Source organism: Streptomyces sp. NBRC 110035 (assembly GCF_000829695.1).
Taxonomy (GTDB): domain Bacteria; phylum Actinomycetota; class Actinomycetes; order Streptomycetales; family Streptomycetaceae; genus Streptomyces.
The window spans coordinates 159295-185023 of sequence record NZ_BBNN01000029.1; the positions used below are offsets into that span (position 1 = coordinate 159295).

The 25729-nt window shown below is 71.9% G+C and carries 21 protein-coding genes and 1 pseudogene; 9 read left to right on the forward strand and 13 right to left on the reverse strand.

Features of this window, described 5'->3' with window-relative positions:
* Positions 1-5: 5 nt before the first annotated feature.
* Positions 6-905, reverse strand: coding sequence for a TatD family hydrolase (locus tag TU30_RS19965; RefSeq protein WP_042171805.1), 900 nt, complete (start codon positions 903-905; stop codon positions 6-8).
* 259 nt (positions 906-1164) lie between these two features.
* On the reverse strand, positions 1165-2013 hold the full coding sequence (gene rsmI / locus TU30_RS19970; protein WP_042171807.1) for a 16S rRNA (cytidine(1402)-2'-O)-methyltransferase: 849 nt from the start codon (positions 2011-2013) through the stop codon (positions 1165-1167).
* Between the two features lie 177 nt (positions 2014-2190).
* Between rsmI and TU30_RS19975 the strand changes: the two genes are divergently transcribed.
* The 4 genes from TU30_RS19975 (at position 2191) to TU30_RS19990 (ending at position 8717) form a co-directional block, all read left to right on the forward strand.
* Positions 2191-3933, forward strand: coding sequence for a dolichyl-phosphate-mannose--protein mannosyltransferase (locus tag TU30_RS19975; RefSeq protein ID WP_042171808.1), 1743 nt, complete (start codon positions 2191-2193; stop codon positions 3931-3933).
* 274 nt (positions 3934-4207) lie between these two features.
* Positions 4208-4771, forward strand: coding sequence for a dihydrofolate reductase family protein (locus tag TU30_RS19980; protein ID WP_042171810.1), 564 nt, complete (start codon positions 4208-4210; stop codon positions 4769-4771).
* 442 nt (positions 4772-5213) lie between these two features.
* Positions 5214-6866: a penicillin-binding transpeptidase domain-containing protein gene (locus tag TU30_RS19985; RefSeq protein ID WP_042171812.1), complete on the forward strand. Its 1653-nt coding sequence runs from the start codon at positions 5214-5216 to the stop codon at positions 6864-6866.
* 180 nt (positions 6867-7046) lie between these two features.
* Positions 7047-8717, forward strand: a complete 1671-nt coding sequence (locus TU30_RS19990; RefSeq protein WP_042171814.1) for a penicillin-binding transpeptidase domain-containing protein — start codon at positions 7047-7049, stop codon at positions 8715-8717.
* A gap of 68 nt (positions 8718-8785) precedes the next feature.
* On the opposite strand, the gene TU30_RS19995 is transcribed toward TU30_RS19990, so the two are convergent.
* Complete coding sequence (locus TU30_RS19995; protein ID WP_042171817.1) at positions 8786-9154, reverse strand: SsgA family sporulation/cell division regulator; 369 nt, start codon at positions 9152-9154, stop codon at positions 8786-8788.
* A gap of 266 nt (positions 9155-9420) precedes the next feature.
* Here TU30_RS19995 and TU30_RS20000 point away from each other — a divergent pair, with 266 nt between their 5' ends.
* Entirely contained in the window at positions 9421-10614 is a 1194-nt protein-coding gene (locus tag TU30_RS20000; RefSeq protein ID WP_042171820.1) for a serine hydrolase domain-containing protein, read from the forward strand.
* Positions 10615-10685: 71 nt separating this feature from the next.
* On the opposite strand, the gene TU30_RS20005 is transcribed toward TU30_RS20000, so the two are convergent.
* The 3 genes from TU30_RS20005 to TU30_RS20015 all read right to left on the reverse strand — a co-directional run bounded on the left by TU30_RS20005 (position 10686) and on the right by TU30_RS20015 (position 14467).
* Entirely contained in the window at positions 10686-10970 is a 285-nt protein-coding gene (locus tag TU30_RS20005; RefSeq protein WP_042171868.1) for a DUF1876 domain-containing protein, read from the reverse strand.
* A 498-nt stretch (positions 10971-11468) separates the two neighbouring features.
* Entirely contained in the window at positions 11469-13709 is a 2241-nt protein-coding gene (locus TU30_RS20010; RefSeq protein WP_042171822.1) for an MMPL family transporter, read from the reverse strand.
* A 158-nt stretch (positions 13710-13867) separates the two neighbouring features.
* Positions 13868-14467, reverse strand: a complete 600-nt coding sequence (locus TU30_RS20015) for a TetR/AcrR family transcriptional regulator (protein WP_042171823.1) — start codon at positions 14465-14467, stop codon at positions 13868-13870.
* 262 nt (positions 14468-14729) lie between these two features.
* On the opposite strand from TU30_RS20015, the gene TU30_RS20020 reads away from it, so the two are divergent.
* A complete protein-coding gene (locus tag TU30_RS20020; protein ID WP_042171825.1) occupies positions 14730-18422 on the forward strand; it encodes a S41 family peptidase in 3693 nt (1230 codons plus the stop codon).
* A gap of 69 nt (positions 18423-18491) precedes the next feature.
* Here the strand turns inward: TU30_RS20020 and TU30_RS20025 are convergent, their stop codons facing one another.
* The 3 genes from TU30_RS20025 to TU30_RS20035 form a co-directional block, all read right to left on the reverse strand.
* Entirely contained in the window at positions 18492-18680 is a 189-nt protein-coding gene (locus TU30_RS20025) for a hypothetical protein (RefSeq protein ID WP_042171828.1), read from the reverse strand.
* Positions 18681-18760: 80 nt separating this feature from the next.
* Entirely contained in the window at positions 18761-19663 is a 903-nt protein-coding gene (locus tag TU30_RS20030) for an SDR family oxidoreductase (protein ID WP_042171830.1), read from the reverse strand.
* Positions 19664-19835: 172 nt separating this feature from the next.
* Positions 19836-21362 (reverse strand): NAD(P)/FAD-dependent oxidoreductase, encoded by a 1527-nt coding sequence (locus TU30_RS20035; RefSeq protein ID WP_042171832.1) that lies wholly within the window; start codon positions 21360-21362, stop codon positions 19836-19838.
* Positions 21363-21593: 231 nt separating this feature from the next.
* Between TU30_RS20035 and TU30_RS20040 the strand changes: the two genes are divergently transcribed.
* Entirely contained in the window at positions 21594-22214 is a 621-nt protein-coding gene (locus TU30_RS20040) for a MerR family transcriptional regulator (protein WP_042171834.1), read from the forward strand.
* 6 nt (positions 22215-22220) lie between these two features.
* Here the strand turns inward: TU30_RS20040 and TU30_RS20045 are convergent, their stop codons facing one another.
* Positions 22221-23024 (reverse strand): exodeoxyribonuclease III, encoded by an 804-nt coding sequence (locus TU30_RS20045; RefSeq protein WP_042171836.1) that lies wholly within the window; start codon positions 23022-23024, stop codon positions 22221-22223.
* Positions 23025-23144: 120 nt separating this feature from the next.
* Here TU30_RS20045 and TU30_RS20050 point away from each other — a divergent pair, with 120 nt between their 5' ends.
* On the forward strand, positions 23145-23621 hold the full coding sequence (locus TU30_RS20050; RefSeq protein WP_042171837.1) for a GNAT family N-acetyltransferase: 477 nt from the start codon (positions 23145-23147) through the stop codon (positions 23619-23621).
* Positions 23622-23900: 279 nt separating this feature from the next.
* Here TU30_RS20050 and TU30_RS36085 read toward each other — a convergent pair whose 3' ends face one another.
* The gene (locus tag TU30_RS36085) at positions 23901-24074 is read right to left on the reverse strand and encodes a hypothetical protein (protein ID WP_158719342.1); all 174 of its coding nucleotides are present in this window, start codon (positions 24072-24074) and stop codon (positions 23901-23903) included.
* Between the two features lie 314 nt (positions 24075-24388).
* On the opposite strand from TU30_RS36085, the gene TU30_RS36090 reads away from it, so the two are divergent.
* Positions 24389-24553, forward strand: a complete 165-nt coding sequence (locus TU30_RS36090; protein WP_158719343.1) for a hypothetical protein — start codon at positions 24389-24391, stop codon at positions 24551-24553.
* 287 nt (positions 24554-24840) lie between these two features.
* Here the strand turns inward: TU30_RS36090 and TU30_RS20055 are convergent, their stop codons facing one another.
* Positions 24841-25119, reverse strand: coding sequence for a chorismate mutase (locus tag TU30_RS20055; protein WP_107068517.1), 279 nt, complete (start codon positions 25117-25119; stop codon positions 24841-24843).
* Between the two features lie 21 nt (positions 25120-25140).
* Positions 25141-25729 (reverse strand): annotated as a pseudogene (locus TU30_RS20060) (ISKra4 family transposase); the annotation flags it as partial.

Genomic DNA, 25729 nt, shown 5'->3' on the forward strand with positions numbered 1-25729 from the left:
GCAGGTCACGCCTGTGGATAACCGAAGGCCCGTGCCGTGTTCGCCGCGAGGGCCGTGGCGAGGGTGTCCTCGTCCGTGCCGCGTACGGCCGCCATGGCCCGCACGGTGACCGGCACCAGGTACGGGGCGCCCGGCCGGCCGCGGTGGGGCACCGGTGTCAGGAAGGGGGCGTCGGTCTCGACCAGGAGGAGCTCCGGCGGGGCCACGGCGAGGGCGTCGCGCAGGTTCCGGGCGTTCTTGAAGGTGACGTTCCCGGCGAACGACATGAAGTACCCGGCACGGGCGCAGATCTCCGCCATCTCCGCGTCCCCCGAGTAGCAGTGGAAGACGGTGCGCTCCGGTGCGCCCTCCTCCTTGAGCACGCGCAGTACGTCGGCGTGGGCGTCGCGGTCGTGGATGACCAGGGCCTTGCCGTGCCGCTTGGCGATCTCGATGTGGGCACGGAAGGAGCGCTCCTGCGCCTCCTTGCCTTCGGGCCCGGTGCGGAAGTAGTCGAGTCCGGTCTCGCCGACGCCCTTGACCTGCGGCAGCGCGGCCAGCCGGTCGATCTCGGCGAGCGCCTCGTCCAGGGCCGCGTCCCCGCCCGGCTCCCGCGCGCCCTGCCGCGACCAGCCGTCAGGGTCGCCGTGCACGATGCGGGGGGCCTCGTTCGGATGCAGGGCGACGGTCGCGTGCACGCCCTCGTACGCGGCGGCCGTGTCCGCCGCCCAGCGCGAGCCCGCAAGGTCGCAGCCGACCTGGACCACCGTCGTCACCCCCACCGACGCGGCCTTGGCGAGTCCTTCCTCCACCGTGCCGGACTGCATGTCGAGGTGGGTGTGCGAGTCCGCGACCGGTACCCGCAGCGGCTCCGGAAGCGGCGGGGCGGCGTTCCGGTCGGAGGTGTCGGAGGTGTTCGAAGGCATGCCCCGATCCTACGGAAGGCCGTGCACGCACCGTCCGGACCCGGGGCGACGCGGGCGACGGTCCGGCTCGGGAGGCCGTCTCCGCCGGGCACACCGTCCCCGCCCGAGGAGGCACGGAACCGCTCCGGCCTGCGGCCCCACCGCCCGGCCACGAGCCGAGGCCACCCCGCCACGCACCACCGCCCCGCCATCGGCCCACCACGCACCACCGCGCCCCACGACGAGAAAGCAGGCCTCCGACGGCGCCTGCCGCCCCCGCTCACCCCACGGAGCGCTTCGCTGCCACCACCGCGTCGAAGACCTCCCGCTTGGGCACCCCCGCCTCCACGGCGACCGCCGCGATGGCCTCCTTGCGGCGCTCCCCCGCCTCCTCGCGCACCCGTACCCGGCGTACCAGCTCGGTGGCGTCCACTTCCTCGGGCCCGTGGTCCGGGGCACCCTCGACGACGACGGTGATCTCGCCGCGTACGCCCTCGGCCGCCCATGCGGCCAGCTCGGCCAGGGGACCGCGCCTGACCTCCTCGTACGTCTTGGTCAGTTCACGGCAGACGGCGGCACGCCGCTCCGCGCCGAACACCTCGGCCATCGCGGCGAGGGTGGCGTCGAGCCGGTGCGGGGACTCGAAGTAGACGAGGGTGCGCCGCTCCCCGGCGACCTCCCGCAACCGCCCCAGCCGCTCCCCGGCCTTGCGGGGCAGGAACCCCTCGAAGCAGAACCGGTCCACGGGCAGCCCGGACAGGGCGAGCGCGGTGAGTACGGCGGACGGTCCGGGCACGGCGGTGACCTTGACGTCCCGCTCGACGGCGGCGGCGACCAGCCGGTAGCCGGGGTCGGACACGGACGGCATCCCGGCGTCCGTCACGAGCAGCACGCGGGCGCCGCCCGCCAGCTCCTCGACCAGTTCGGGCGTACGGGCGGACTCGTTGCCCTCGAAGTAGGAGACGACCCGCCCCTTGGGGGTGACGCCGAGTGCCTGGGTCAGCCGCCGCAGCCGCCGGGTGTCCTCGGCGGCGACGACGTCGGCGCCGGCCAGCTCCTCGGCGAGCCGGGGCGGGGCGTCGGAGACGTCGCCGATGGGGGTGCCTGCGAGTACGAGGATTCCGGTCACGCCTGTCATCCTCCCAGCACCGGCGCCCCCGCGGGAACGGCCCGTACCCGCACCCGGCGCGCCCCCGCGGCCTCCGCGGCCGGGCATACCCGGGGAGGGCCGGGCACACCCGGGGCATACCGGGTCCATCCCGCCCGTGCACGGGACTCGCACAGCGCCGTTCCCTACGATGGCGCGGTGACGAGTACCGCGTCCTCCACGGACACCCGGCAGGAACAGCCGCCGCAGGACCAGCAATCGCCGTGGCAGCAGCGGCTGAGCCGTTTCGGCTACACGGCGAGGTCCGGGGGCGACGTCCGCGACCGCCTGGTCCCTCCGTACACGAAGCCGTCCGGCAGGCTGTGGACGGCGCTCGGGGTGCCGCCGGGACTCGGCGAGAGGATCGCCCGCTGGTCGGGCTGGGGCGGTCCGCTGCTGGTCGCGCTGGTGGCGGGGGTGCTGCGCTTCTGGAACCTGGGCAGCCCCAGGAAGGTGATATTCGACGAGACGTACTACGCGAAGGACGCGTGGGCGCTGGTCCACCGCGGCTTCGAGGTCAACTGGGACAAGAACGCCGACAGCCTGGTCCTCTCCTCCGGCGGGGACGTCTCGATCCCGATCGAAGCGGCGTACGTGGTGCATCCGCCGGTCGGGAAGTACGTCATCGGGCTGGGCGAGCTGATGTTCGGGTTCGACCCGTTCGGCTGGCGGTTCATGACGGCCCTGCTCGGCACGCTGTCGGTGCTGGTGCTGTGCCGGATCGGCCGGCGCCTGTTCCGTTCGACGTTCCTCGGCTGCCTGGCGGGCGCGCTGATGGCGGTGGACGGGCTGCACTTCGTGATGAGCCGCACCGCGCTGCTCGACGGGGTGCTGATGTTCTTCGTACTGGCGGCCTTCGGCTGCCTGGTCGTCGACCGGGACCGGGCGCGGGAGAGGCTCGCGGCCGCGCTGCCCGTGGGCACCGACGGCAGGACCCTGCCGGACGCGCACATCGCCGCCGCCACACGGCTGGGCCTGCGGCCGTGGCGGCTGGCGGCGGGGCTGATGATGGGCCTGGCGTTCGCCACGAAGTGGAACGGCCTGTACATCATGGCCGCGTTCTGTGTGATGTCGGTGCTGTGGGACGTCGGCTCCCGCCGGACCGCGGGCGCCCACCGCCCGGTCCGGGCCGTCGTGCGGCGCGACCTGGGCTGGGCGTTCCTGTCCACGGTCCCCGTCGCCCTGGCCACCTACGTCACGTCCTGGACCGGCTGGTTCCTCTCCGCCGCCGACGGCAGCGGCGGCTACTACCGCGACTGGGCGGTGACCGACGGCAAGGACAGCTCCTGGTCGTGGCTGTTCCCCGACTGGTGGCGCAGCTTCTGGCACTACGAGACCCAGGTGTACGAGTTCCACGTCGGCCTGTCCTCGCCGCACCCCTACGAGTCCAACCCGTGGAGCTGGATCGTCGCGGGCCGCCCGGTCTCGTTCTTCTACGAGTCGCCTGCGCCCGGCGCGGACGGCTGCCCGGCCGACGCGGCCGAGAAGTGCGCCCGCGAGGTACTGGCCCTGGGCACGCCCCTGCTGTGGTGGGTGGGCTGCTTCGCGCTCCTCTACGTCCTGTGGCGGTGGTTCTTCCGCCGGGACTGGCGGGCGGGCGCCATCGCCTGCGGCATCGCGGCCGGCTATCTGCCCTGGTTCTTCTACCAGGAGCGCACGATCTTCTTCTTCTACTCCGTCGTCTTCCTCCCCTTCCTGTGCCTGGCGGTGGCGATGCTCCTGGGCGCGCTCGTCGGCCCGCCCCGGGCGGGCGACACCCGCCGCGTGGCGGGTGCCACGGCAGCGGGCGTGCTGACCCTGCTGATCGCCTGGAACTTCATCTACTTCTGGCCCGTCTACACCGGCACCTCCATCCCCATCGACGACTGGCGGGCGCGGATGTGGCTGGACACGTGGGTCTAGCTGGGCAAACGTCCCACGGGGACGCGGCGGAACGCCGCGCCCTCCCGGTCGTTGTGGGCCGTTGCCGAGGTAGAACTCCTGATGTCGCCGGGCTGCTCGGATGGGTCTGACGGTCAGGCCGGTCTCGGTGGGGCAGCCGTCCATGGGGTCACCGGGGTTTCCTCAACGAAAGGATCTCTTGAGGTGACTCGGCCCAGGGGGTTCCGCGAGCCGCGATGAGTCCTGCGGCGTCCGGCGGTCCTACGGTGGAACCCGTTACCGAGGAGGACTCCGGATGCGCAGCGTGACCTGTTCGATGAACGTCTCACTCGACGGCTACATCGTCGGGCCGGACGGCGGCTTCGACTGGACGGGCCCCGACGAGGAGGTCTTTCGCTTCTGGATCGACGAGATTCGAGAGGTCGGCGTCCACCTGTTGGGACGACGGCTGTACGAGACGATGCTGTACTGGGAGAACGCCGACCAGGATCCAGCGCTCGACGACTCCCTGCGCGAGTGGACCGCGCTCTGGAAGCCGCTCCCGAAGGTGGTGTTCTCCACCACCTTGTCGGCGGTGCAGGGCCATGCCCGCCTGGCCTCCGGCGGCCTGGCGGAGGAGATCGGGCGGTTGCGGGCCGAGCCGGGGGAGGGCGACATCGCGATCGGCGGCGCGACTCTCGCCGCCGAGGCGGCCGCGTCGGGGCTGATCGACGAGTACCGGGCCATGGTCCACCCGGTGCTGGTCGGCGGTGGCGTTCCGTTCTTTCCCCAACGCGGGCGCCGGGTGGATCTCGAACTCGTCGAGACCCGCACCTTCGGCTCGAAGGTCGTCTACCTCCGCCACCGCGTGGCGCGTTAGCCGGCTCGGCCGCCGAGCCCTGGGAAGAACGGCCCGGCCGGTGACGTCCTCCCAGTGAAGATCACTTCCAGTGTCCGCCGAGGACGAGGGCGGCGCGGGTGATGCAGCCGATTCGGCTCGGGCGAGGGTGACGTGGCGCAGGGTGCACCGGCGGCCGGTCCGTGCGCGCCGGCCTTCGCGGCGCCCGAAGGGGCTACGGAGCGGGACGTACGGAGAGACGGAGAGACGGAGAGACGGGGGTGCCCGCAGGAGGAACGCCCCTTCATCCGTTCGAAGGCGGGCCGACCGCGAACAGATGTCGGTCGGGAGCGATCTCCTTTCGGACAACAAAGGTCAACTGCCGTCCCTGGCGTCGCTCCTTGTGCGTAGAGTGCTCACTCGCCGAACTTTCTGAACACGTTCATAAGACGTGGGAGGTCCGGCGGGGGAGGGGAAGCGCCCGATGGGCAAGGGGGTCAAGGCGACCGCCATCGGCGGTGTGTTCGCGGTGATGGTGGGTGGGGCCGGGTACGGGGTCCACACCATCGTGTCGGCGGTGAACGACGACGGGGGCGGCGGCGGTTCGGACGCGGCCGTGACGAAGAAGTCCGGGCCGCCGGACGAGGAGGAGGTCGAGAAGGCGAGCGCGACGTTCTTCGCGGCCTGGGAGAAGGGGCGGGCGACGCGGGCGGCGTCGTACACGAACAACGCCGAGGACGCCGCCCCGCTGCTGGCGGCCTACGGCGAGGACGCCCGCATCACCGATGTCGAGATCACGCCCGGCACGGTCTCCGGCACCACCGTGCCGTTCCGCGTGGAGGCGACCGTCTCGTACGACGGGAAGTCCGCACCGCTCGCCTACAAGAGTGAGTTGACCGTGGTACGCGGGCAGACCACCGGGCGGGCGCTGGTCGACTGGGAGCCGTCCGTCGTCCACCCGGAGCTCGAGGACGGCGACACCCTGGTCACCGGGGAGTCCGCCCAGCCGCCGATCGAGGCCGTGGACCGGGACGGCACGGTGCTGACGGAGGACGACCACCCCTCCCTCGGACCGGTGCTGGACACGCTGCGCGAGAAGTACGGCGACAAGGCGGGCGGCACCCCCGGCATCGAGCTGACGATCCGGCACGCCGAGAGCGCCGGCGGTGGGGCGGGTGCCGCCGACTCCACGCTGGCGACCCTCGCGAAGGGCAAGCCCGGCAAGCTGCGGACGACGCTCAGCGCGGGCGTGCAGGCCGCCGCCGAGAAGGCGGTGAAGGAGTTCGCCGAGTCGTCGGTGGTCGCCGTGCAGCCGAGCACCGGCGAGGTGCTGGCCGTGGCCAACCACCGCCAGGACGGGTTCAACGCGGCGTTCCAGGGCCGGGTCGCCCCCGGATCCACCATGAAGATCATCACTGCGGCCATGCTCATCGACAACGGCGTGGCCTCGATGAACGGTCCGGCTCCCTGCCCGCCCACCGCGACCTGGCAGAGCCAGACCTTCAAGAACCTCACCGGCATGGAACCGAACGAGGGCGCCACCCTCGCCGACAGCTTCCTGCGCTCCTGCAACACGGCCTTCATCAAGCTCATCGACGAGAACCCGCTGACCGACGCCTCGCTCACCCAGGAGGCGCAGGAGCGGTTCGGGCTCGGCCGGGACGACTGGGCGACCGGCATCGTCTCCTTCGACGGCAGCGTCCCCGCGGTCGGCGGTCCGGACCGCGCGGCGAACGCCATCGGCCAGGGCCAGGTGCAGATGAACCCGCTGAACATGGCGTCGGTGACGGCCACCGCCATCACCGGCACCTTCCGCCAGCCCTACCTCGTCTCCCCGGAGCTCGACGGCCGGCAGCTGGCGCAGGCGAAGGGTCTGCCGGCGGACACCGCGAGCCAGGTGAAGCAGATGATGCGTCTGACGGCCACACAGGGCACCGCCGCGCAGGCGATGTCCGGGCTCGGCGGCGACATCGGCGCGAAGACCGGCTCCGCGGAGGTCGACGGCAACGCCACCTCCGACAGCTGGTTCACCGGCTTCCGGGGCGACGTCGCGGCGGCGGCCATGACCCAGCAGGGCGGTCACGGCGGCGACGCGGCCGGTCCGATTGTCGCAGCTGTGCTACGAGCGGGCGGCTGACCGCGACGCGCGGAAGGCGGGACTCTAGGCTGGTGGCCGTCATGGGCAGGTGAGCGCCGCATGAACAGCGGGCCGGTATGACGGTACGACCATCCGCCTACGGCCTGTCGGCCTATCGACCTGTCGACCTGCCGGCCGGTCAGCCCGGCGGATGCGGACTTTGCGGAGGATCGGACAGCAGTGGGCAACAGAAGGCGCGTCGCCGAGCGACGGAAGACCAACCCCGCCGTACTCGGCGGGGTGATCGCCGCCGTCGTCGGGGGTGCCGGATTCGGTGCCTACGCGCTGTTCGGGGGCGGGTCCGGGTCCGAGGGCGACCCCGGGGCGGCCGCCACCCAGCAGGCCAGGGCCAAGAGCGGCCCGCTGTCCGCCGCCGAGGTCACCGCCGCGGCCGACCGCTTCCTCACCGCCTGGCAGCAGGGCAAGGTCGGCGAGGCCGCCGACGCCACCGACGACCCGGAGGCGGCCACCGCCCTGCTCACCGGCTACGCCAAGGACGCCCGCGTCGAGGACGTCACCCTCACCGCCGGCGCCCGCACCGGCACCGAGGTCCCGTTCTCCGTCAAGGGCACGGTGGCGTACGAGGAGATCACCGAGCCGCTGGCGTACGACAGCAGGCTGACCGTCGTACGCCGGGACGGGGACGGCGAACCGCGGGTCGCGTGGCAGCCCTCGGTCGTGCACCCCGACCTCGAGGACGGCGACAAGCTGGTCACCGGGAAGACGGACACCCCGCCGATCAGGGCGCTGGACCGGGACGGCGGCGAGCTGACCACCAAGGACTACCCGTCCCTGGGCCCGGTCCTCGACGGGCTGCGCGAGAAGTACGGGAAGACGGCGGGCGGCGAGGCCGGCATCGAGCTGCGGGTCGTCCGCGGCGAGAAGTCCAAGAAGGCGGAGGCCTCCGACAAGACCGTGCTGGAGGTGAGCGAGGGCACCCCCGGGACGGTGCAGACCACGCTGGACCCGGCCTTCCAGGCGGCGGCCGAGGAGCAGGTGGCCAAGAAGGCCAAGTCGTCGGTGGTGCTGATGCGGCCGTCGACCGGCGAGATACTCGCCGCCGCGAACTCCTCGCGCGGCTTCAACACCGCGTTCCAGGGTTCGCTGGCCCCGGGTTCGACGATGAAGGTGCTCACCGCCTCGCTGCTCATCGAGAAGGGCCTCGCGTCCAGCGACAAGAAGCACCCGTGCCCGAAGTACTCCAGCTACGGCGGCTGGAAGTTCCAGAACCTCGACAAGTTCGAGATCAAGGGCGGCACGTTCCGCGACAGCTTCGGCGCCTCCTGCAACACCGCCTTCATCAGCCAGGCGTCCGAACTGGAGGACGACGACCTGACCGAGCAGGCGCAGGAGGTCTTCGGGCTCTCCCGCAACGACTGGCAGATCGGTGTCTCGTCCTTCGACGGCTCGGTGCCGGTGCAGAAGGACGCCCCCATGGCGGCCTCCCTGATCGGCCAGGGCGGAGTCCGGATGAACCCGCTGAACATGGCGTCGGTGTCGGCGACCGTCAAGGCGGGCGAGTTCCACCAGCCGTACCTGGTGTCGCCGGAGGTGGACGGCCGGAAGCTGGCCACCGCCTCGCGCACCATGTCGGCCGGGACGGTGACGCAGCTGCGGCAGCTGATGTCCTACACGGCGACCAGCGGCACCGCGGCGAAGGCGATGGCCGGGGTCGGCGGCGACAAGGGCGCGAAGACCGGCTCGGCCGAGGTCGACGGGCAGAAGAAGCCCAACGGCTGGTTCACCGCGTACCGCGGGGACCTCGCCGCGGCGGGAGTCGTCCAGGCGGCCGGCCACGGCGGTTCGACGGCGGGCCCGATCGTGGCGAGCCTGCTGAAGCTCGGCGACTGACCGGTCCGGGCGCCGGTCCGTCCATGCGTGCGTCCGTGCGTCCGTCCGTGCGTCCGTCCGTCCGTCCGTCAGTGCGGTACCGGTTCGGTGGCTGCCGCTGCCATGTGCGCACGGCGCAGGAAACGCGTCAGGGCCTTCGTCTCGAACTGCACCACCGACACTCCCTGCACGGAGTGGAACTCCACGACCGCCTGCACCCGGCCGCACGGCCACACCTGCACGTCACCGCTGCCCGCAGGGGCGCACAGCCCTTGTTCGAGCAGCCCACGGGGCAGACTCCACTCACGGCCGGCGGGACCGGGAAGACTCACCCGCACGGTCCGGGGATCGCGCCCGGGATCGTAGCTCAACCTCACCGGTACCGTTCGGCCCGCGGCCTGCGGGGCGTCCGCGTCCGCGACGATCTGGGCGCGTGCGTACTGTTCGACTACGTTCATGGGTGGCCCCTCACGGTGCGCTACCTGCACGAAAGCCGTATACCCGCCCCTGCCTCCAATGTGCCACAGATTCCGGAATCCGACTCTCCGTACACGGACGGTCACCGGAGCGCGGCCACGGGCGCCCGGTCACGCCCGGCCGGCCGGTCGTCCTCCCCGGGGTGAGGAATCCCCGGTGGACGGCGGCTGTTGCACCTCGCGTCGCGGGCGAGCACGCCCGGCGGCGGACAGAAGCACAGGGAACGGCACGGAAAGGACCGACAGACGTGGGCGTCGAGGTGCACGGCACGGTGACCGAGGGCTTCGAGCCGGTCAGGGCGGCGTTCGCAGGGAACTTCGAGCGCCTCGGGGAGCGGGGCGCGGCCGTCACCGTGTACCGGGACGGGCAGCGGGTCGTCGATCTGTGGGCCGGCGCGAAGAACGTCGACGGTGGGGCCGGCGGTGAGGGCTCCGGCCCCGAGCCGTGGGAGCGGGGCACGGCCCAGCTCGTCCGCTCGGCGACCAAGGGCGTCGCCGCCGCCGTGCCCCTGCTGCTGCACCAGTACGGCGAACTGGACCTGGACGCGCCGGTCGGCCACTACTGGCCCGAGTTCAAGGCCCGGGGCAAGGAACAGGTCCTCGTCCGGCACCTACTGAACCACCGGGCCGGTCTCCCGCTCCTCGACCGCCCGCTCACCCCGCGGGAGGCGCTCGACCCGCTGCGGGGTGCCGAGGCCGTCGCCGCCCAGGCCCCCGTGTGGGAGCCGGGCACGGACCACGGCTACCACTCCCTCACCTACGGCTGGCTGCTCGACGGGCTGGTACGACGCGTGACGGGCGGCCGGGGAGCCGGCGAGTGGATCGCGGAGCGGATCGCCGCTCCCCTGGGGCTGGACTTCTGGCTGGGCCTGCCGGACGCGGAGACCGGCCGGGTGGGGAGGGTCGGCCCGGTCGAGGGATCCGAGCCGTCCGGCGCGCTGCGCGCCCGCCCCAAGCGCTCGGTCACCGAGGCCTACAAGGACCCCGCCTCCGTCACCCGCCGGGCCTTCGCCGCGATCGACCCGTTCCCGGACCACAACGACCCGGAGTTCCGCGCGGTCCCCCATCCCGCTGCCAACGGCGTCGCGACGGCGGACGGGCTGGCCCGCTTCTACGCCGCGCTCATCGGGCAGGTCGACGGCGTACGCCTCTTCGAGGCGGCCACCGTCGAACGCGCCCGCGCCGAGGAGTCGGCGGGCCCGGACCGTGTCCTGATCGTCGGCACCCGCTTCGGCCTGGGCTACATGCTGCACGGGAGCGCGTCGCCCTTGCTGGCCCCGGGGTCCTTCGGCCACCCCGGCCGCGGCGGCTCCCTCGGCTTCGCCGACCCGGACACGGGCATCGCCTTCGGCTACGTCACCAACGGCTTCCGCACCACGGTGACCTCGGACCCCCGCGCCCAGTCCCTGGTACGGGCGGTACGCTCCGTCGTCCTCACCTGACCCGTACCCGGCCGCCCGTGCGGGACTGCTCGTACGCGGCCGCTCGTACGGGCCCGCTCGTACGGGCCCGCTCAGACGTGGATCGGGTGCGAGGTCCGCCCCGACATCGCGTCGATCTCGTCGTGCGCCTTGGTCAGCAGCTGCATCGTGAGCTCGTTGAGCGCCCTGGCGCCGGCCACCTCCTCCCCGACCCTGGGCTGGTTCTCGTCGACCCGGTGCCGGCTCGCGTGCCCGTGGCCCCGTAGCTCGGTCCCGTCGGGCAAGCGCACCATGGCCACCGCCCGTGTGTGCTGGTCGTCCTCCATGAACTCCATCTCGACATGCCACCCCACGGTGGTGCGCATGGTGTTCGTCATGACGGTCACCTCCGGAATACCTAGTTCCAGGGTGCGCCCCGCACCGGCCCGCCGCACCTGCCCGCCGGACGAGGTGTTCGGGGGATCCGTCGGTCCCTCCCCCCGAACGGGCACCCGAGCAGCCCGCCTGCCCTCCCCTGCGCGGTATCGGCCCGGTCCCGACGACCAGCGGCCCGGACACGGCGATGCGCGGGGCGCGCCGAAGCGCTCCTCGAGGAACAGGGCCCCGATCGCAGCGCCGACGAGGACGGAGGGCGCCCGCAGGGCGGCGACCGGCAGGGGGTTTTCAGGTCCGGCCCGCACAGGGCGGCACGGGCGGCCCGAGTCGCTTCGCGACGTGTGCGGGGAACAGGGCCCACGGCGTGTGAGCGACGGTGGGGTACGAGGCGTACCTGCACAGGACCGTCCGGGCGAAGACGGAAACCGGTACGGAAGCCGGTGAGGGCTCCCCGTCCCCACGGGGCCCTCACCGGCTGGTTCTGCGGTGCGCTGCGGCTGTCAGACGCGGGCCAGGTCCCGGTCGTCGCCCGGGCTGCCGCCCTTCCTCTCCGCGTCGGTGCGCAGGCCCTCGCCCTCGACGTCCACGTTGGGCAGGACGCGGTCCAGCCACTTCGGGAGCCACCAGGCCTTCCCGCCCAGCAGGGCCAGTACCGCCGGCACGATCGCCATGCGGACGACGAACGCGTCGAAGAAGACGGCGACGGCGAGGCCGAAGCCGATCATCTTGACCATCGCCTCGCTGGAGCCGATGAACCCGGCGAAGACCGCCATCATGATCACCGCGGCCGCGCTCACCACGCGGGCGCCGTGCCGGAAGCCGGTCACCACGGCCTGGCTCGGCTTCTCGCCGTGGACGTAGGCCTCCCGCATCCGGGTCACGAGGAACACCTCGTAGTCCATGGCCAGTCCGAAGACCACGCCGACCATGAAGATCGGCATCATCGACATGACCGGGCCGGTCTCCTCCACGCCCATCAGGCCGGACAGCCAGCCCCACTGGAAGACCGCGACCACGGCGCCCAGCGCGGCCATCACCGAGAGGAGGAAGCCGAGGGCCGCCTTGAGCGGGACCAGGATCGACCGGAAGACCACGATCAGCAGCAGGAACGCGAGGCCGACCACCAGGGTCAGGTACGGGAGCAGCGCGTCGTTGAGCTTCTGCGACACGTCGATGTTCATCGCCGTGGCACCGGTGACCAGGACGTCCGCGTCGGTGTCGGCCCTGACGTCCGCTCCGGCGTCCCGGATGTCGTGGACCAGGTCCTCGGTGGCGACGGACGAGGGCTTGGAGTCCGGGACGACGGTGATCGTCGCCGTGTCGCCGGCCTTGTTGGGTGCCGCGGGGCTCACCGAGACGGCGCCGTCGAGCGCCTTGATGTCGTCGCCGGTCTGCCGGAAGACGGCGTCCGGGTCGTCGCTGTCCTTGGCGTCGACCACGACGACGAGCGGACCGTTGAATCCGGGGCCGAAGCCTTCGGAGAGCAGGTCGTAGGCGCGGCGCTGGGTGGTGGACGTCGGCTGCGAGCCGTCGTCGGGCAGGCCGAGTTCGAGGGAGGACGCGGGTACGGCCGCCGCGCCGAGGCCGACGACGCCGAGCAGGAGGACGGCCACCGGACGCCGGACGACGAAGCTCGCCCAGCGGGTGCCCAGGTTCGGGCGCTGCGCCTGCTGCTGCGGCTTCTCCTCGTCCGCGTTCTTGGCCTTGCGCCCGCCCGGCTTGCCCTTCTCGCCGGCCGCGCGGACCCTGCGGCCCGCGTAGCCGAGCAGCGCCGGAACCATGGTGAGGGCGATCAGGACGGCGATGGCGACCGTGCCGGCGGCGGCGATGCCCATCTTGGTGAGCATCGGGATGTTGACCACCGACAGGCCGACGAGGGCGATGACGACCGTGAGGCCGGCGAAGACGACCGCGGAGCCCGCGGTGCCGACGGCGCGGCCCGCCGCGTCCTCGCGTTCCCGGCCCTCGGCCAGTTCGGCGCGGTAGCGGGAGACGATGAACAGCGCGTAGTCGATGCCGACGGCGAGGCCGATCATCATGGCCAGGATGGAGGTGGTCGAGCCGAGTTCGAGCGTCGAGGCCAGCGCGGTGATGCTCGCGACGCCGATGCCGACCCCGATGAGCGCGGTGAGCAGCGGCAGACCGGCCGCGACCAGCGAGCCGAAGGTGATGACCAGGACGACCGCGGCGACCCCGATGCCGATGATCTCGGCGGCGCCGGTCGCCGGGACGGCCTGGAGCGCGTCACCGCCGATCTCCACGGTCAGGCCGGTGTCCCGGGCGCTCTCCGCGGCGTCCTGGAGGAAGTCGCGCGAGGAGTCCTCCAGTTCCATGCCGGAGACCTGGTAGGTCACCGAGGCGTAGGCGACGGTGCCGTCCTTGCTGACGCCTCCGCCCGCGTACGGGTCGGTGACGCGGGCGACCTCGGAGCCGTCGGAGAGTTCCCCGACGGTGTCCTGGACGGTCGCCCTGTGGCCGGCGTCGGTCATCTTCTCGCCGGCGGGTGCCTTGAAGACGACACGTGCGGTCGCTCCGTCGGCACTGCTCCCGGGGAAACGCTCCTCCAGCACGTCGAAGGCCTTCTGGGCCTCGGTGCCGGGGATGGAGAACGAGCTGTTGCCGGCGACGGGTGCGCCGGCCGCGCCGGCGCCCGCGAGCGCCAGCAGCGCCACCCAGAACAGGGCTACGAAGTGCCGTCGCCTGAAGGCGAAGCGGCCGAGTCGGTACAGCAAAGTGGCCACGAGGGAGTACTCCCGGTCAGGTCGTGGATTGTTCGGGGCAGGGGAGATCGGCCCGACGACGGTGGGGGTACCGCCCACGCCCTCAAGGCAATGGGGAGGTGGCGTCCGTCAGGAGGTAGGGGTGGTACGGGTGGTGTTCGCCGACCGGCGGGGTCCGGTCAGTGGGGGGAGACGCCGAGGGCGGGGAGTACCACGGCGTCGATGTACGAGGTGAGGAACTCCTTCGTGGGCGGCAGGTCGTCGATCAGCGTCCGCGTGGCGAACGCGCCGATGAGCATGTGCACGAGGTAGGCCAGCGCCGGATTGTCCGGGCGGACCTCGCCGCGCTCGACCGCACGCCGGACGATCGCCTGGAACTCGTCGACCTCGGGTTCCACGAGCAGGTCCTTGAAGGCCCGCCGCAGGTCGTCGTTGGTGTGCACCGCCATGGCGAGCGCCCGCATCAGGGCGGCGTTCTGCTCCATGACGCAGTCGTCCTCGCGGACGATGATGCCGTGCAGGTCACCCCGCAGGGAACCGGTGTCGACGTCGCCGATGCCGCCGGGCTTCTGGTGACGCATGGCCCTGACCACCAGCTCGGCCTTGCCGCCCCACTGGCGGTAGAGCGTGGCCTTGCTGGACCGGGTGCGGGCGGCCACGGCGTCCATGGTGAGGGCGTCGTACCCGACCTCGCGGAGCAGGTCGAGCACGGCTGCGTACAACTCGGTCTCGCGCTCGGGGGTGATCCGGCTGCGCCGCACGGTCGCGACCTCGGTCATCCCGCTCACCTTCCCACTTCCTCGTTCCCGTCAGGGGTACCGCCGCGTCACACGACACACGTCCGTACACATGGTGCCGTACGTCCGCCGTCGCGTACGCGGATTCGTACGCGAGGTGTGCGCGGATTCCTACATGACGAATGTACCCGGGACTCTATGAGAACGAAACGGTTTCGTACGTGTGCTGAGTCACGCCCGGGCCGGGAACCTCCGCGCCCCCGCACGAGTTGCTGCGGCCCTTCCCCCGGAAAAGCATGGGAGGGTGAGCTATCTGCGCCTGCCGCACCTCAACGGTGGCCTGTTGTGCTTCGTGGCCGAGGACGATCTCTGGCTCGCCCCGCTCGACGCACCCGGCGGCCGGGCCTGGCGGCTCACCGTGGACCGCACCAAGCTCGGCCATCCCCGCTTCTCCCCCGACGGCCGCCACATCGCGTACACGAGCTGGCGCAGCCTCGCCCCCGAGGTCCACCTGGTGCCGGTGGACGGCGGCCCCGGACGCCGGCTCACCTACTGGGGCAGCTCCGACACCCGGGTCTGCGGCTGGGCTCCCCCGAACGGGAACACGGGCGCCGAGATCCTCACCGTCGCCTCGCACGGCGAACCGTTCTCGTACTTCACCTGGGCCTACAAGCTCTCTCCCGACGGCAGCCCGGGCCGCAAACTGCCGTGGGGCCCGGTGACCGACCTCCAGGTCGCCGATGTCGGCGGGGAACGGCAGACCCTGCTGCTCACCGGCACCCCACCGCACGAACCGGCCTCCTGGAAGCGGTACCGGGGCGGGGCGACGGGCAGACTGTGGCTGCACGGACGGCGCCTGCTCGGCGGGAGCGAGGGGACCGGCGGAGGCGGCGGGGGCGGTGAGGGGACCGGCGGAGGCGGCGAAGGCGGCGAGGGGACCGGCGGAGGCGGCGAAGGCGTCGACGGGCATCTGCACTCCCCGGTGTTCGTCGGCGGGCGGATCGCCTTCCTCTCCGACCACGAGGGCGTCGGCAACCTGTACTCCGTGGCGTACGACGGCTCCGACCTGCGCCGTCACACCGATCACGACGCGTTCTACGCCCGCCACGCGTCCAGCGACGGCACTCGGGTCGTCTACCAGTGCGCCGGTGACCTGTGGATCGTCGACGACCTGTCCCCGGGCTCGGTGCCGCGCCGGCTCGACATCACGCTGAGCGGGCCGCGCGCGGGGCGGCGCCGCTACCAGGTGCCCGCCGCCCACCACTTGGACGACATCTCCGTGGACGAGACGGGCCGGGCCAGCGCCGTCGTCGTACGCGGCAGCCTGTACTGGCTCACCCACCGCGACGGCCCCGCCCGCACCCTCACGGACACCCCGGGCGTGCGGGTGCGGCTGCCGGAGATGCTCGGCGCGGGCGGGCGGGTGGCGTACGTGACGGACGCCGACGGCGAGGACGCCGTCGAGATCGCCTCCCTGCCCCGGGCGAGCGGCCACCGCCCCGCCCGGCGGCTGGCCTCGGGCGCGCTGGGCCGGGTACTGGAGATGGTCGCCGACCCGGACGGCGGTCGGCTGGCCGTCGCCTCCCACGACGGACGCCTGCTCCTCGTCGACACCGGCGGGGAGGCCGGAGAGACCGAGGAGGCCGGGGAGACCCGAAAGGTCCAGGAGGCCCGGAAGACCCGGGAGACCCAGGAGACCGGGGAGACCCGAAAGGTCCAGGAGACCCGGGAGACCGGGGAGGCCCGGGAGACCCAGGAGACCGAGGAGACCTGGAAGGCCTGGAAGGCCCGGGAGGCCCGGAAGACCGAGGAGACCCGGAAGACCGAGAAGGCCCGGAAGACCGAGGAGACCCGGAAGACCGAGAAGGCCCGGAAGACCGAGGGTGGCCGTGCGGGCTCCGGCGGCTCCGGCGCCGCCCCCGGCCTCACTCCCGCTCCCGCACCCGCACCCGCACCCGCACCCGCACCCCGGGTCACCGAGCTGATCCGATCCGTCAACGGCCCCGTGCGCGACCTCGCGTTCTCGCCCGACGGCGGGTGGCTCGCCTGGTCGCACCCCGGCATCGGGCGGTCGCTGCGGCAGATCAAACTGGCCCGGATGAAGGACCGGTTGGTCATCGACGTCACCAACGGCCGCTTCGAGGACGAGAATCCGGTCTTCACCCGGGACGGCCGCTACCTCGCCTTCCTGTCCTGGCGCGGCTTCGACCCGGTGTACGACGTGCACACCGGCGACCTGTCCTTCCCGCTGGGCTGCCGCCCGTACCTGGTACCGCTGTCGTCGGCGACCCTCTCCCCCTTCGCCCTCAGCCCCGAGGGCCGGCCGGCCGCCGGGGGCCTCGACCCGGTGGAGGCCGACGACACCGAGGAGATCGGCGACAGCGGGGCGGTGACCGTCGAGACCGAGGGCCTGGAGAACCGGGTCACCCCCTTCCCGGTCGCCGCCTCCAAGTACTCCGCGCTGCAGCCGGTCGCGGGCGGCGGGCTGGTCTGGCTGCGCTGGCCGATCTCGGGTGCGCTCGGCGAGACCTTCGCCAACCCGGACGACACCAGTGGCCGGCCGACACTGGAGCACTTCAGCATCAGCCGGGCGAAGAAGTCCGAACTCGTCGAGCACCTGGACTTCTTCGCGGTCAGTGGCGACGGCACCCGGCTGGTCGTCGCGGACGAGGGCGAGCCGCGCGCGGTGCCCGCGACGGAGCCGGGCGACAGCGACTCCACCGTGTGGATCGACGTCCGCCGCATCCTGCACCAGGCCGATCCGGGGGCCGAGTGGCGGCAGGCGTACGAGGAGGCGGGGCGGCTGATCCGTTCCTACTTCTGGGACCCCGGCATGTGCGGCGTCGACTGGGACGCGATGCTCGCCCAGTACCGTCCGCTGGTCGAACGGGTCGCCTCTCCGGACGAGTTCGCGGACCTGCTGCGCGAACTCCTCGGCGAACTGGGCACGTCCCACGCCTACGTCACCCCCGCCCGACGCAACGAGGGCCCACCGCACTACCAGCGCCGCCAGGGCTTCCTGGGCGCCAACCTCGTTCCCCGCGAGGACGGCTGGACGGTCAGGCGGATCCTCCCCGGCGACTCCTCCGACTCCCGGGCCCGCTCCCCGCTGGCCGGCACCGGCATCCGCGAGGGCGCCGTCCTCACCCATGTGGACGGCCGCCCGGTGGACCCGGTCACCGGGCCCTACCCGCTGCTCTCGGGAGCGGGCGGTACGACGGTCGAGCTGACGTTCACCCCGGCCGAGGGCGCGGGCCCGCCCCGCAGGGTCGCCGTGGTCCCGCTGACCGACGAGCGCCCGCTGCGCTACCAGGACTGGGTGGCCAAACGGCGTGTCGTGGTCAGGGAGTTGAGTGGCGGCCGGTGCGGCTACCTGCACATCCCCGACATGGGCGGCTCGGGCTGGGCCCAGTTCAACCGCGATCTGCGCATGGAGGTCTCCCGCCCGGCGCTGATCGTGGACGTGCGCGGCAACGCCGGCGGCCACATCAGCGAACTCGTCGTGGAGACCCTGACCCGCACCATCCTCGGCTGGGACCTCACCCGCGACGCCCAGCCCGTGTCGTACGCGGCCAACGCCCCGCGCGGGCCGGTGGTCGCCCTGGCGGACGAGGCGACCAGCTCCGACGGCGACATGATCACGGCCGCGTTCAAGCTGCTGGGACTGGGGCCGGTGGTCGGGCAGCGCACCTGGGGCGGCGTCGTCGGCATGACCGGCCGGCACCTGCTGGGGGACGGCACGGTGATCACGGTGCCGATGAACGCGGCCTGGTTCGACGCGTACGGCTGGTCGGTGGAGAACAAGGGCGTCGCCCCCGACCTGGAGTCTCTGCGCACCCCGCTGGACTGGGCGGAGGGCCGGTACCCCGTACTGGACGACGCGGTCCGACTGGCCCTGGAACTGCTGGAGTCCACGCCCCCGGCCACGCCCCCCGCCTACGGCGACGTCCCCGACCGCTCCCGCCCGAAGCTGCCGCCGAGGGCGTCCGAGGGCTGATCGGACACGACGGGGAAGGGGCGCCCCCGGCAGGAGACGCCCCTTCCCCGTTCGGCTCAGCTCACGCCGTCAGGACTGGCGGCGCTGTTCGCGGCGCTCCTCGGACTCCTGCTGCATCCGGCGCTGCTGGGGATTGTCCGAGTCCTCCTCGCGACCGCGGCCACGGCCCTGGTGCTGCTCCCTGGCCTCGCCCATCTTCTGCTTGGCCTGGTCCTTCATCCGCTCGGACTTCTCCTGGAACTGGTCCTTCATACCCATGTGGGTTCACTCCCGTTGGGGTGTGGGGGCTGTTGCCCGACCAGATTCACACGACCCATCACCCCCCGCATGTCGATCAGTTACGCAGCGTGTTCCGATGCCGTTCCGAGCCCGTTCCGGTGCTGTTCGTCGGCGGTGCCGCCGGCCCCGACCAGCCCCGTCCGCATGCCGGCGAGCCGGTCCGAGAACCGCCGCACCTCCCGCTGCCCGACGGTCCCGATCATGCCGGGCAGGTAACCTCGTACGCCCTGCATCCCCCGCAGCCACCACTGCCCGTACACGTGACTGGAGCGTCGTTCGATCCCGGAGACGAGCCGGTCCACCGCGGGGCCCAGCGGGTACGTCTTGTTCGCCGGCCACGGCAGCCGCTGCCGCAGCTCCCGCATCACCGTGTCCTGGTCGGCCCCGCGCACCATGTCCGTGTCGGTCCACGACAAATAGCCGACGCCGACCCGCACCCCCAGGTGTCCGACCTCGGCCCGCAGACTGTGCGCGTACGCCTCCACACCGGACTTGGACGCGCAGTACGCGGTCATCATCGGGGCCGGGGTGATCGCGGCGAGCGAGGCGATCTGGAGCAGGTAGCCACGGCTCTCGGTCAGCAGCGGCAGGAACGCGCGGGCGGTGACGGCCGACCCGATCAGGTTGACCTCGATGACCCGCCGCCAGGCCTCCGGATCGGACTCGGCGAACGGACCGCCGTTCGCCACACCGGCGTTGGCGACGACCATGTCGACCCGTCCGAAGCGCTCCTTCACCTCCGCCGCGACCCGGGTCATCGCCTCGTGGTCGGTGACGTCGGCGTGCCAGTGGCCGCTCTCGGCGTGCAGCCTCTCCGAGACCTGCTTGAGCCCGTCCGGCTCCAGCCCGACCAGCGCCACCTTCACCCCGCGCGCGGACAGCTTGCGGGCGAGCAACTCCCCCACCCCGCGCGCCGCTCCGGTGACGACGGCGACCTGACCTTCGAGACGGCCCCTGGTCATGCGCTGTCCACTCATGCGCTCTCCTCGGCAGGTACGGCGGGTGCAACCGGTACGGCGGATACAACGGGTGCGGCGGGTACCGGAGGTGCGACGGACTCGGCGGACACGGCGGTGAGTTCGCGGGCGGGGACGGGCGGGGTGTGGGGCCCCGCGGAGACATGCGCCGGCCGGCTCACGCGGCCACCTCGGCGCTCTCGTGGGGTGCCGTGCTCCTCTTCCCGGGCGCCGCCCGCAGGACGGTGTACTCGGCGAGGTCCACGCGCCGGGTGGCCCGCCGGAACTCGGCGGTCGTCCCCGGCCAGACGGTGGTGTTGCGGCCGTTCGCGTCCAGGTACCAGCTGGTGCAGCCACCGGTGTTCCACACCGTGCGCTTCATCCGCTCCTGCACCCGGTGGTTCCAGCCGCGGACGGCACCGGGGCGGGCGTCGAGGGCGACCCGGCCGCCGAGGACGTCGAGTTGGCGGAGGTAGTCGGCCAGGTAGTTCAGCTGGGACTCGATCATGAGGATCATGGAGGAGTTCCCGAGGCCGGTGTTGGGCCCGATGAGCGTCATGAAGTTGGGGAACCCGGCGGCCGCGGCACCGCGCAGTGCCTCCATGCCGCCCGTCCAGGTTTCGGCGAGGGTCTTGCCCTGCGCACCGACGACCCGCTCGGCGATGGGCATGTCGGTGACGTGGAACCCGGTCCCGAACACGATCGCGTCGGCCTCGGCCTCGGTCCCGTCGGCCGCGACGACGGTCGACCCGCGGACCTCGCTCAGCCCTCCGTCGACGACGTCGACGTTGGGCTGCGCGATCGCCGGATAGTACGTGCTGGACAGCAGGATGCGCTTGCAGCCGATGCGGTAGTCGGGGGTGAGCCGGGCGCGCAGGGCGGGGTCCTTGACGGCGCGGGCCATGGTGCGCTTGGCCACTTGCTCCACGAAACCCAGCTCGCCCGGGTGCTTGGTGAATGCCTGGACCTGCAGCTCCCTCACCCCCCACAGCAGTCCGCGGCGCAGCTGGGCGGTGAAGGGCAGGGCCCGGTGCAGGGCCCGCTCGACGCCGCCGATGGCCCGGTCGACGCGGGGGAGGACCCAGGGCGGGGTGCGCTGGAAGAGGGTGAGGCGGGAGACGAGCGGCTGGACGGCCGGCACGATCTGAATCGCCGACGCGCCCGTGCCGACCATGGCGACCCGCCTGCCGCGCAGGTCGTAGTCGTGGTCCCAGCGGGCGGAGTGGAAGACCTTGCCGGGGAAGGTGTCGAGCCCCGGGACGGCGGGGATCCTGGGCTCCGACAGCGGTCCGGTGGCGGACACGACCACGTCCGCGCTGAGGTTGCCGCTGCTGGTCTCGATGTCCCAGCGGAGCCGCTCGGGGTCCCACACCATCCGCTTCACCTCCGAGTCGAAGCGGATGTGCGGGCGCAGCCCGAAGACGTCGGTGACGTGCTCGAGGTAGGCGCGGATGTGCTCCTGCCCGGAGAAGGAGCGCGGCCAGTCGGGGTTGGGTGCGAAGGAGAACGAGTACAGGTGCGAGGGCACGTCGCACGCGCACCCCGGATAGCTGTTGTCCCGCCAGGTTCCGCCGACGGACCCGGCCCGCTCCAGGACGACGAAGTCGGTGACCCCTTCGCGGCGCAGCCGCACGGCGGCCCCCAGCCCGCCGAACCCGGACCCGATCACCGCGACCCGTACGTGTTCGTGCTCGTGCTCGGTCATCCCGAAGCCTCCCGCCCTTGCGCACCACAGAGAACCTTGCCAGTGACCACTGGCGCAATGGGGAGAGTAGGACAGTCGGCTACTGATGGGTAGAGGGCGCGCAGGAAAAAGTTACCGCCGGTACGCCCTCGAGGGCCGTGCCCGTCGCGCACGCGCGAGTCCGACGGCAGGACCTAGGCTGCTGACGTGGCAGAGGAAGCGGAACCCAGGGGCGAGCGGCACGAGTACCGCATGGAGGAACTGGCCCGCCTGGCCGGCATCACGGTGCGCACGCTGCGCTTCTACCGCGAACGCAAGCTGATACCGCCGCCCCGCCGCGAGGGCCGCATAGCCTGGTACGACGACCAGCACCTGGCCCGGCTGCGCACGATCACGGCGCTGCTGGAACGCGGCCACACCCTGAACGGCATAGCGGAACTCGCCGAGGCCTTCGACCACGGCCGCGACGTCGGTGAACTCCTCGGCGTGGACACCCCCACCGAGGAAACGCCGGTCCGCCTCACCCCCGAGGAGCTCGCCGACTACTTCGCGGGCGACGTCACCCCGGAGAACCTGGCCGCCGCGATGGACCTCGGCTACCTCGGCACGGACGGCGAGGAGATCGTCCACATCAGCCGCCGCCTGCTGGACGTCTCGTCCGCCCTGGTCCGCGAGGGCATCCCGCTCGCGGAGGTGCTGCGCGCGGGCCGCGAGGTCCGCGCCCACACCGAGGCCATGGCCGACCTCTTCGCCGGGCTGATCCTGCGCCACGCCCCCGAGGAGGCCGTGCGGCGCCTGCGCCCCCTGGCCCGCAGCGTGGTCGACGCCGAGCTCTCCCTGGCGATGGACCGCCGGCTGCGCACACCGGACTGACGGCTGTCAGCGGTCGTAGACCACGGTCACCGGAGCGTGGTCCGACCAACGCTCGGCATGGGTGCCCGCCCGCTCGACGTGCCCCTCGACCGCACGGGCGGCGAGCCCGGGGGTCGCCACGTGGTAATCAATGCGCCAACCTGCGTCGTTGTCGAAGGCCCGTCCCCGGTACGACCACCACGAGTAGGGCCCCTCGGCCTCCGGATGCAGCGCCCGTACGACGTCCACGTACCCGCCGTCGGCCGGGTCGAGGACCCGCCCCAGCCACTCCCGCTCCTCCGGCAGGAACCCGGAGTTCTTGGTGTTGCCGCGCCAGTTCTTCAGGTCGGCCTGCTGGTGCGCGATGTTCCAGTCCCCGCACACCACGACCTCACGGCCCTCGGCGGCGGCCCGCTCCCGCAGGCCCTTCAGGTACGCGAGGAACTCCCCCATGAAGCGGATCTTCTCGTCCTGCCGCTCGGTACCGACCTCGCCGGAGGGCAGGTACAGGGACGCGACGGTGACCCCGGGGAGGTCCGCCTCCACGTACCGCCCGCTGCCGTCGAACTCGGCCGACCCGAACCCGACCTGGACGCGGTCGGGCGCACTCCGCGTATACAGCGAAACCCCGGCGCGCCCCTTCGCGGCGGCGGGCGCGTGCACCACATGCCACCCCTCGGGCTCCCGGACGTGCCCGGGCAGCTGCTGCGGCTCCGCGCGCACCTCCTGCAGACACACCGCGTCGGCGGAGGTCCCGGCCAGCCACTCCACGAAGCCCTTCTTCGCGGCGGCACGCAGTCCGTTGACGTTGACGGAGGTCACAGTGAGCACCAGTGCACGATACCGGCACACTGGAGTGTCCCCACAATCAGCCCGAACGGGCCCCTGACCACTTCGAACAGCCCGAAAAACGATTCCCACCCCACCTTGGACTGCCCTACCGTGCCCACCATGACCATCCGCCCCGTCCCCTACGACCACCCCGACGCCGTCAAGCTGAACGACGAGGTCCAGGCCGAGTACCACGTCCGTTACGGCGACGGCGGCGACGCCACCCCCATGGACCCGGCGCACTTCCGGCCGCCCAACGGCGTCTACCTGATCGCCTACGACGAGAACGACATCCCCGTCGCCTCCGGTGGCTGGCGCGTCCAGAACGCCAACGGCGAGGGCAACCGCGACGGGGACGCCGAGCTGAAGCGGATGTACGTGAGCGAGCAGATGCGCGGCCGGGGCCTGGCCCGCCGCATCCTGGCCGCCCTGGAGGAGGACGCCCGCGCGGCCGGCCGCCTGCGCATGGTCCTGGAGACCGGCACGAAGCAGCCGGAGGCCATCGCCCTGTACACCTCCAGCGGCTACGAGCCCTGCGAGAAGTTCGGCTACTACCGCTTCCACGAGTCGAGCCGCTGCTACGCGAAGCCGCTGTAGGAACCGGACTCGCCGGTCACCGACCGGGCTCCGTCTCCCTCACCCTGGGACGGATCCCCGAGACCGCTTCGAGTCGTTGATGGGCACGAACCGGAGGATGCGGTCGGGATCACCCTCCAGCGGCTCCGGGTGTGCGCTGCCGGAGGAACGGTGGGACGCCAAGGGGCGCGACCGGCGATCGGCGAAGCGGGGACACCGCCTCCCTCGATCTTGCGGATGGCGGGTCGGCCGGCTCATTGCGCCACGACGGGCCGGTCGACCCGCATCCCCGCGCCGCACTCATCCCACCGGCTCGTCCGCCACCGCGCCCCCGGCCTTCAGCTCCTTGCGGAACAGGCCTTTCCGACGCACCCCTTCGCCCACCCGGTCCACGATGCGGACCGTGCGGCCGTCCGGTGCGGGCGACGTCTCCGGGCCGTCAGGTACGTCCTGGACGCAGCCCGGAGAACACATGCTGGATCGCCTTCGCCGGTACAGGGCGTCCACGGGCCACGGACCGACGTCGAGATGAGACGACGGCAGGCGCCGGCCTCTTGGGGTGCGCGCAACACGAAGAAGTCCCCGCCGGTTTCCCGGCGGGGACTTTCAGCTGCGGTGGGGTGTTCACGAGTGGGGCTGACGTGCGGCGACGCGAGGCCCTGAAGATCGTTCCCCGTGTCACCGAAGATCGTTACCCGACAAGGAGGAACGGAGCCGGTCCCCGGTGATCGGCCGCTCGCGAGACGGGCTCGACCAGTGCACTGCTCTGCGTCCGTCGGGTCGACACCATGCGCGGCGCCGACTCACTCGGCAACAGTGCCTCCGTCGCCCAGTTGCTCATCGCCTGGCAGCACACCGCCGAGATCTACTCCGACCCCGAACTGCTGGCCGCGCTGATCAGGGGCCACAGCGACAACTATGGCCCGGTACCGAACCCGCGAGACCTCGCATGACCGGATGAAGCCCTCCGCGACCAACTGGTCTCGCAGGCTCGCCCCCTCGATTATGTGGTCTGTCAAGGTGTCCAGCTATCGAGTGTCTTCGTCGAGTGGGGAGCGACCCGGCGGTGGCGGTATTGGTGTCTCACATGATTCGGGCACGAGGCTCGCCAGATCTGAGGCTCCACGCTCGAACGCCCGGTCAGAGCGTCAGCGCCCTTCCATGCAGCAGCGTCGTTAGCCGATGTCCGTGGGTACGTGACCGACGTCGTGCCCAGGGTGACGGCGGCTCCGGCGGGGCACTACCCTCGCCCCAGCTCTGTCAGGAGCATCGCCAGCGAGATGCCGGGGCGCCCGAATGCCTCGCTGTATCGCTGAAGGACTTCGTTCTCCCGGGCGAGTTCGATCGACGGGCCTCCGGCGGCACGGCGTTGGGTGGCCAGCCGTGCGCAGATCTCGGTGCGCTGACGGACCAGTTCGATGATGGTTCTGTCCAGTTCCACGATGTGTGGGTGCAGGTCTTCGACGAGGCTGTCCGTGACGCTGGGCATGCGGATGTGCCTTCCCGTACGGGTGTGCATCTTTTGAGGGTGTCTGTGTGATCAGGCGGTGAGTATGAGGGTGTTGCGGTAGCGAGCCTGGTGGTTGCGGGTGTACTCCTGTTGTTCGTGCCAGGCCCAGTAGGTGTCGAAGTCGCCGTTGGTGCGCAGGGCGCGGAGTTTCAGGACGGCTTCGGCTCCGGTCAGGCCCCAGCGGGCCCCGGTGATGTCGAGGCGGTCTTTTACCAGGTGGCGGCATGCGCCTTCGATGATCCCGGTCGCGATGGGCCAGCCGGCGGCCAGCGCGGTGTCGTAGCGCAGGTAGTCGGCTTTGTTGGTGAGGTAGGCCACGGCGTCGTCGATGCTCTTGTTCTGGCCCGGAGCGATCCCTGCGTCGGTGGCGGCCGTTGTGATCGTCTCGGCTGCGGTCAGGGCGTCTCCGGCCAGGATGGTGCGGGCGGTGCGGGCGACCCATGCCTCGATGTCCTTGCTGCCGCCGGGGTGCAGGGCGTGGGCGGCGCTCCACAGGTATTCCAGGACGTGGATGATGTCGATCACGATGTGCACCTGCACGTCGCGGGCGGCGGCCTGCTCGTTGATCAGATCGATCTGGTGGGGTGCGCCGTCCACGAGGGCCACCCAGGTGCGCCGG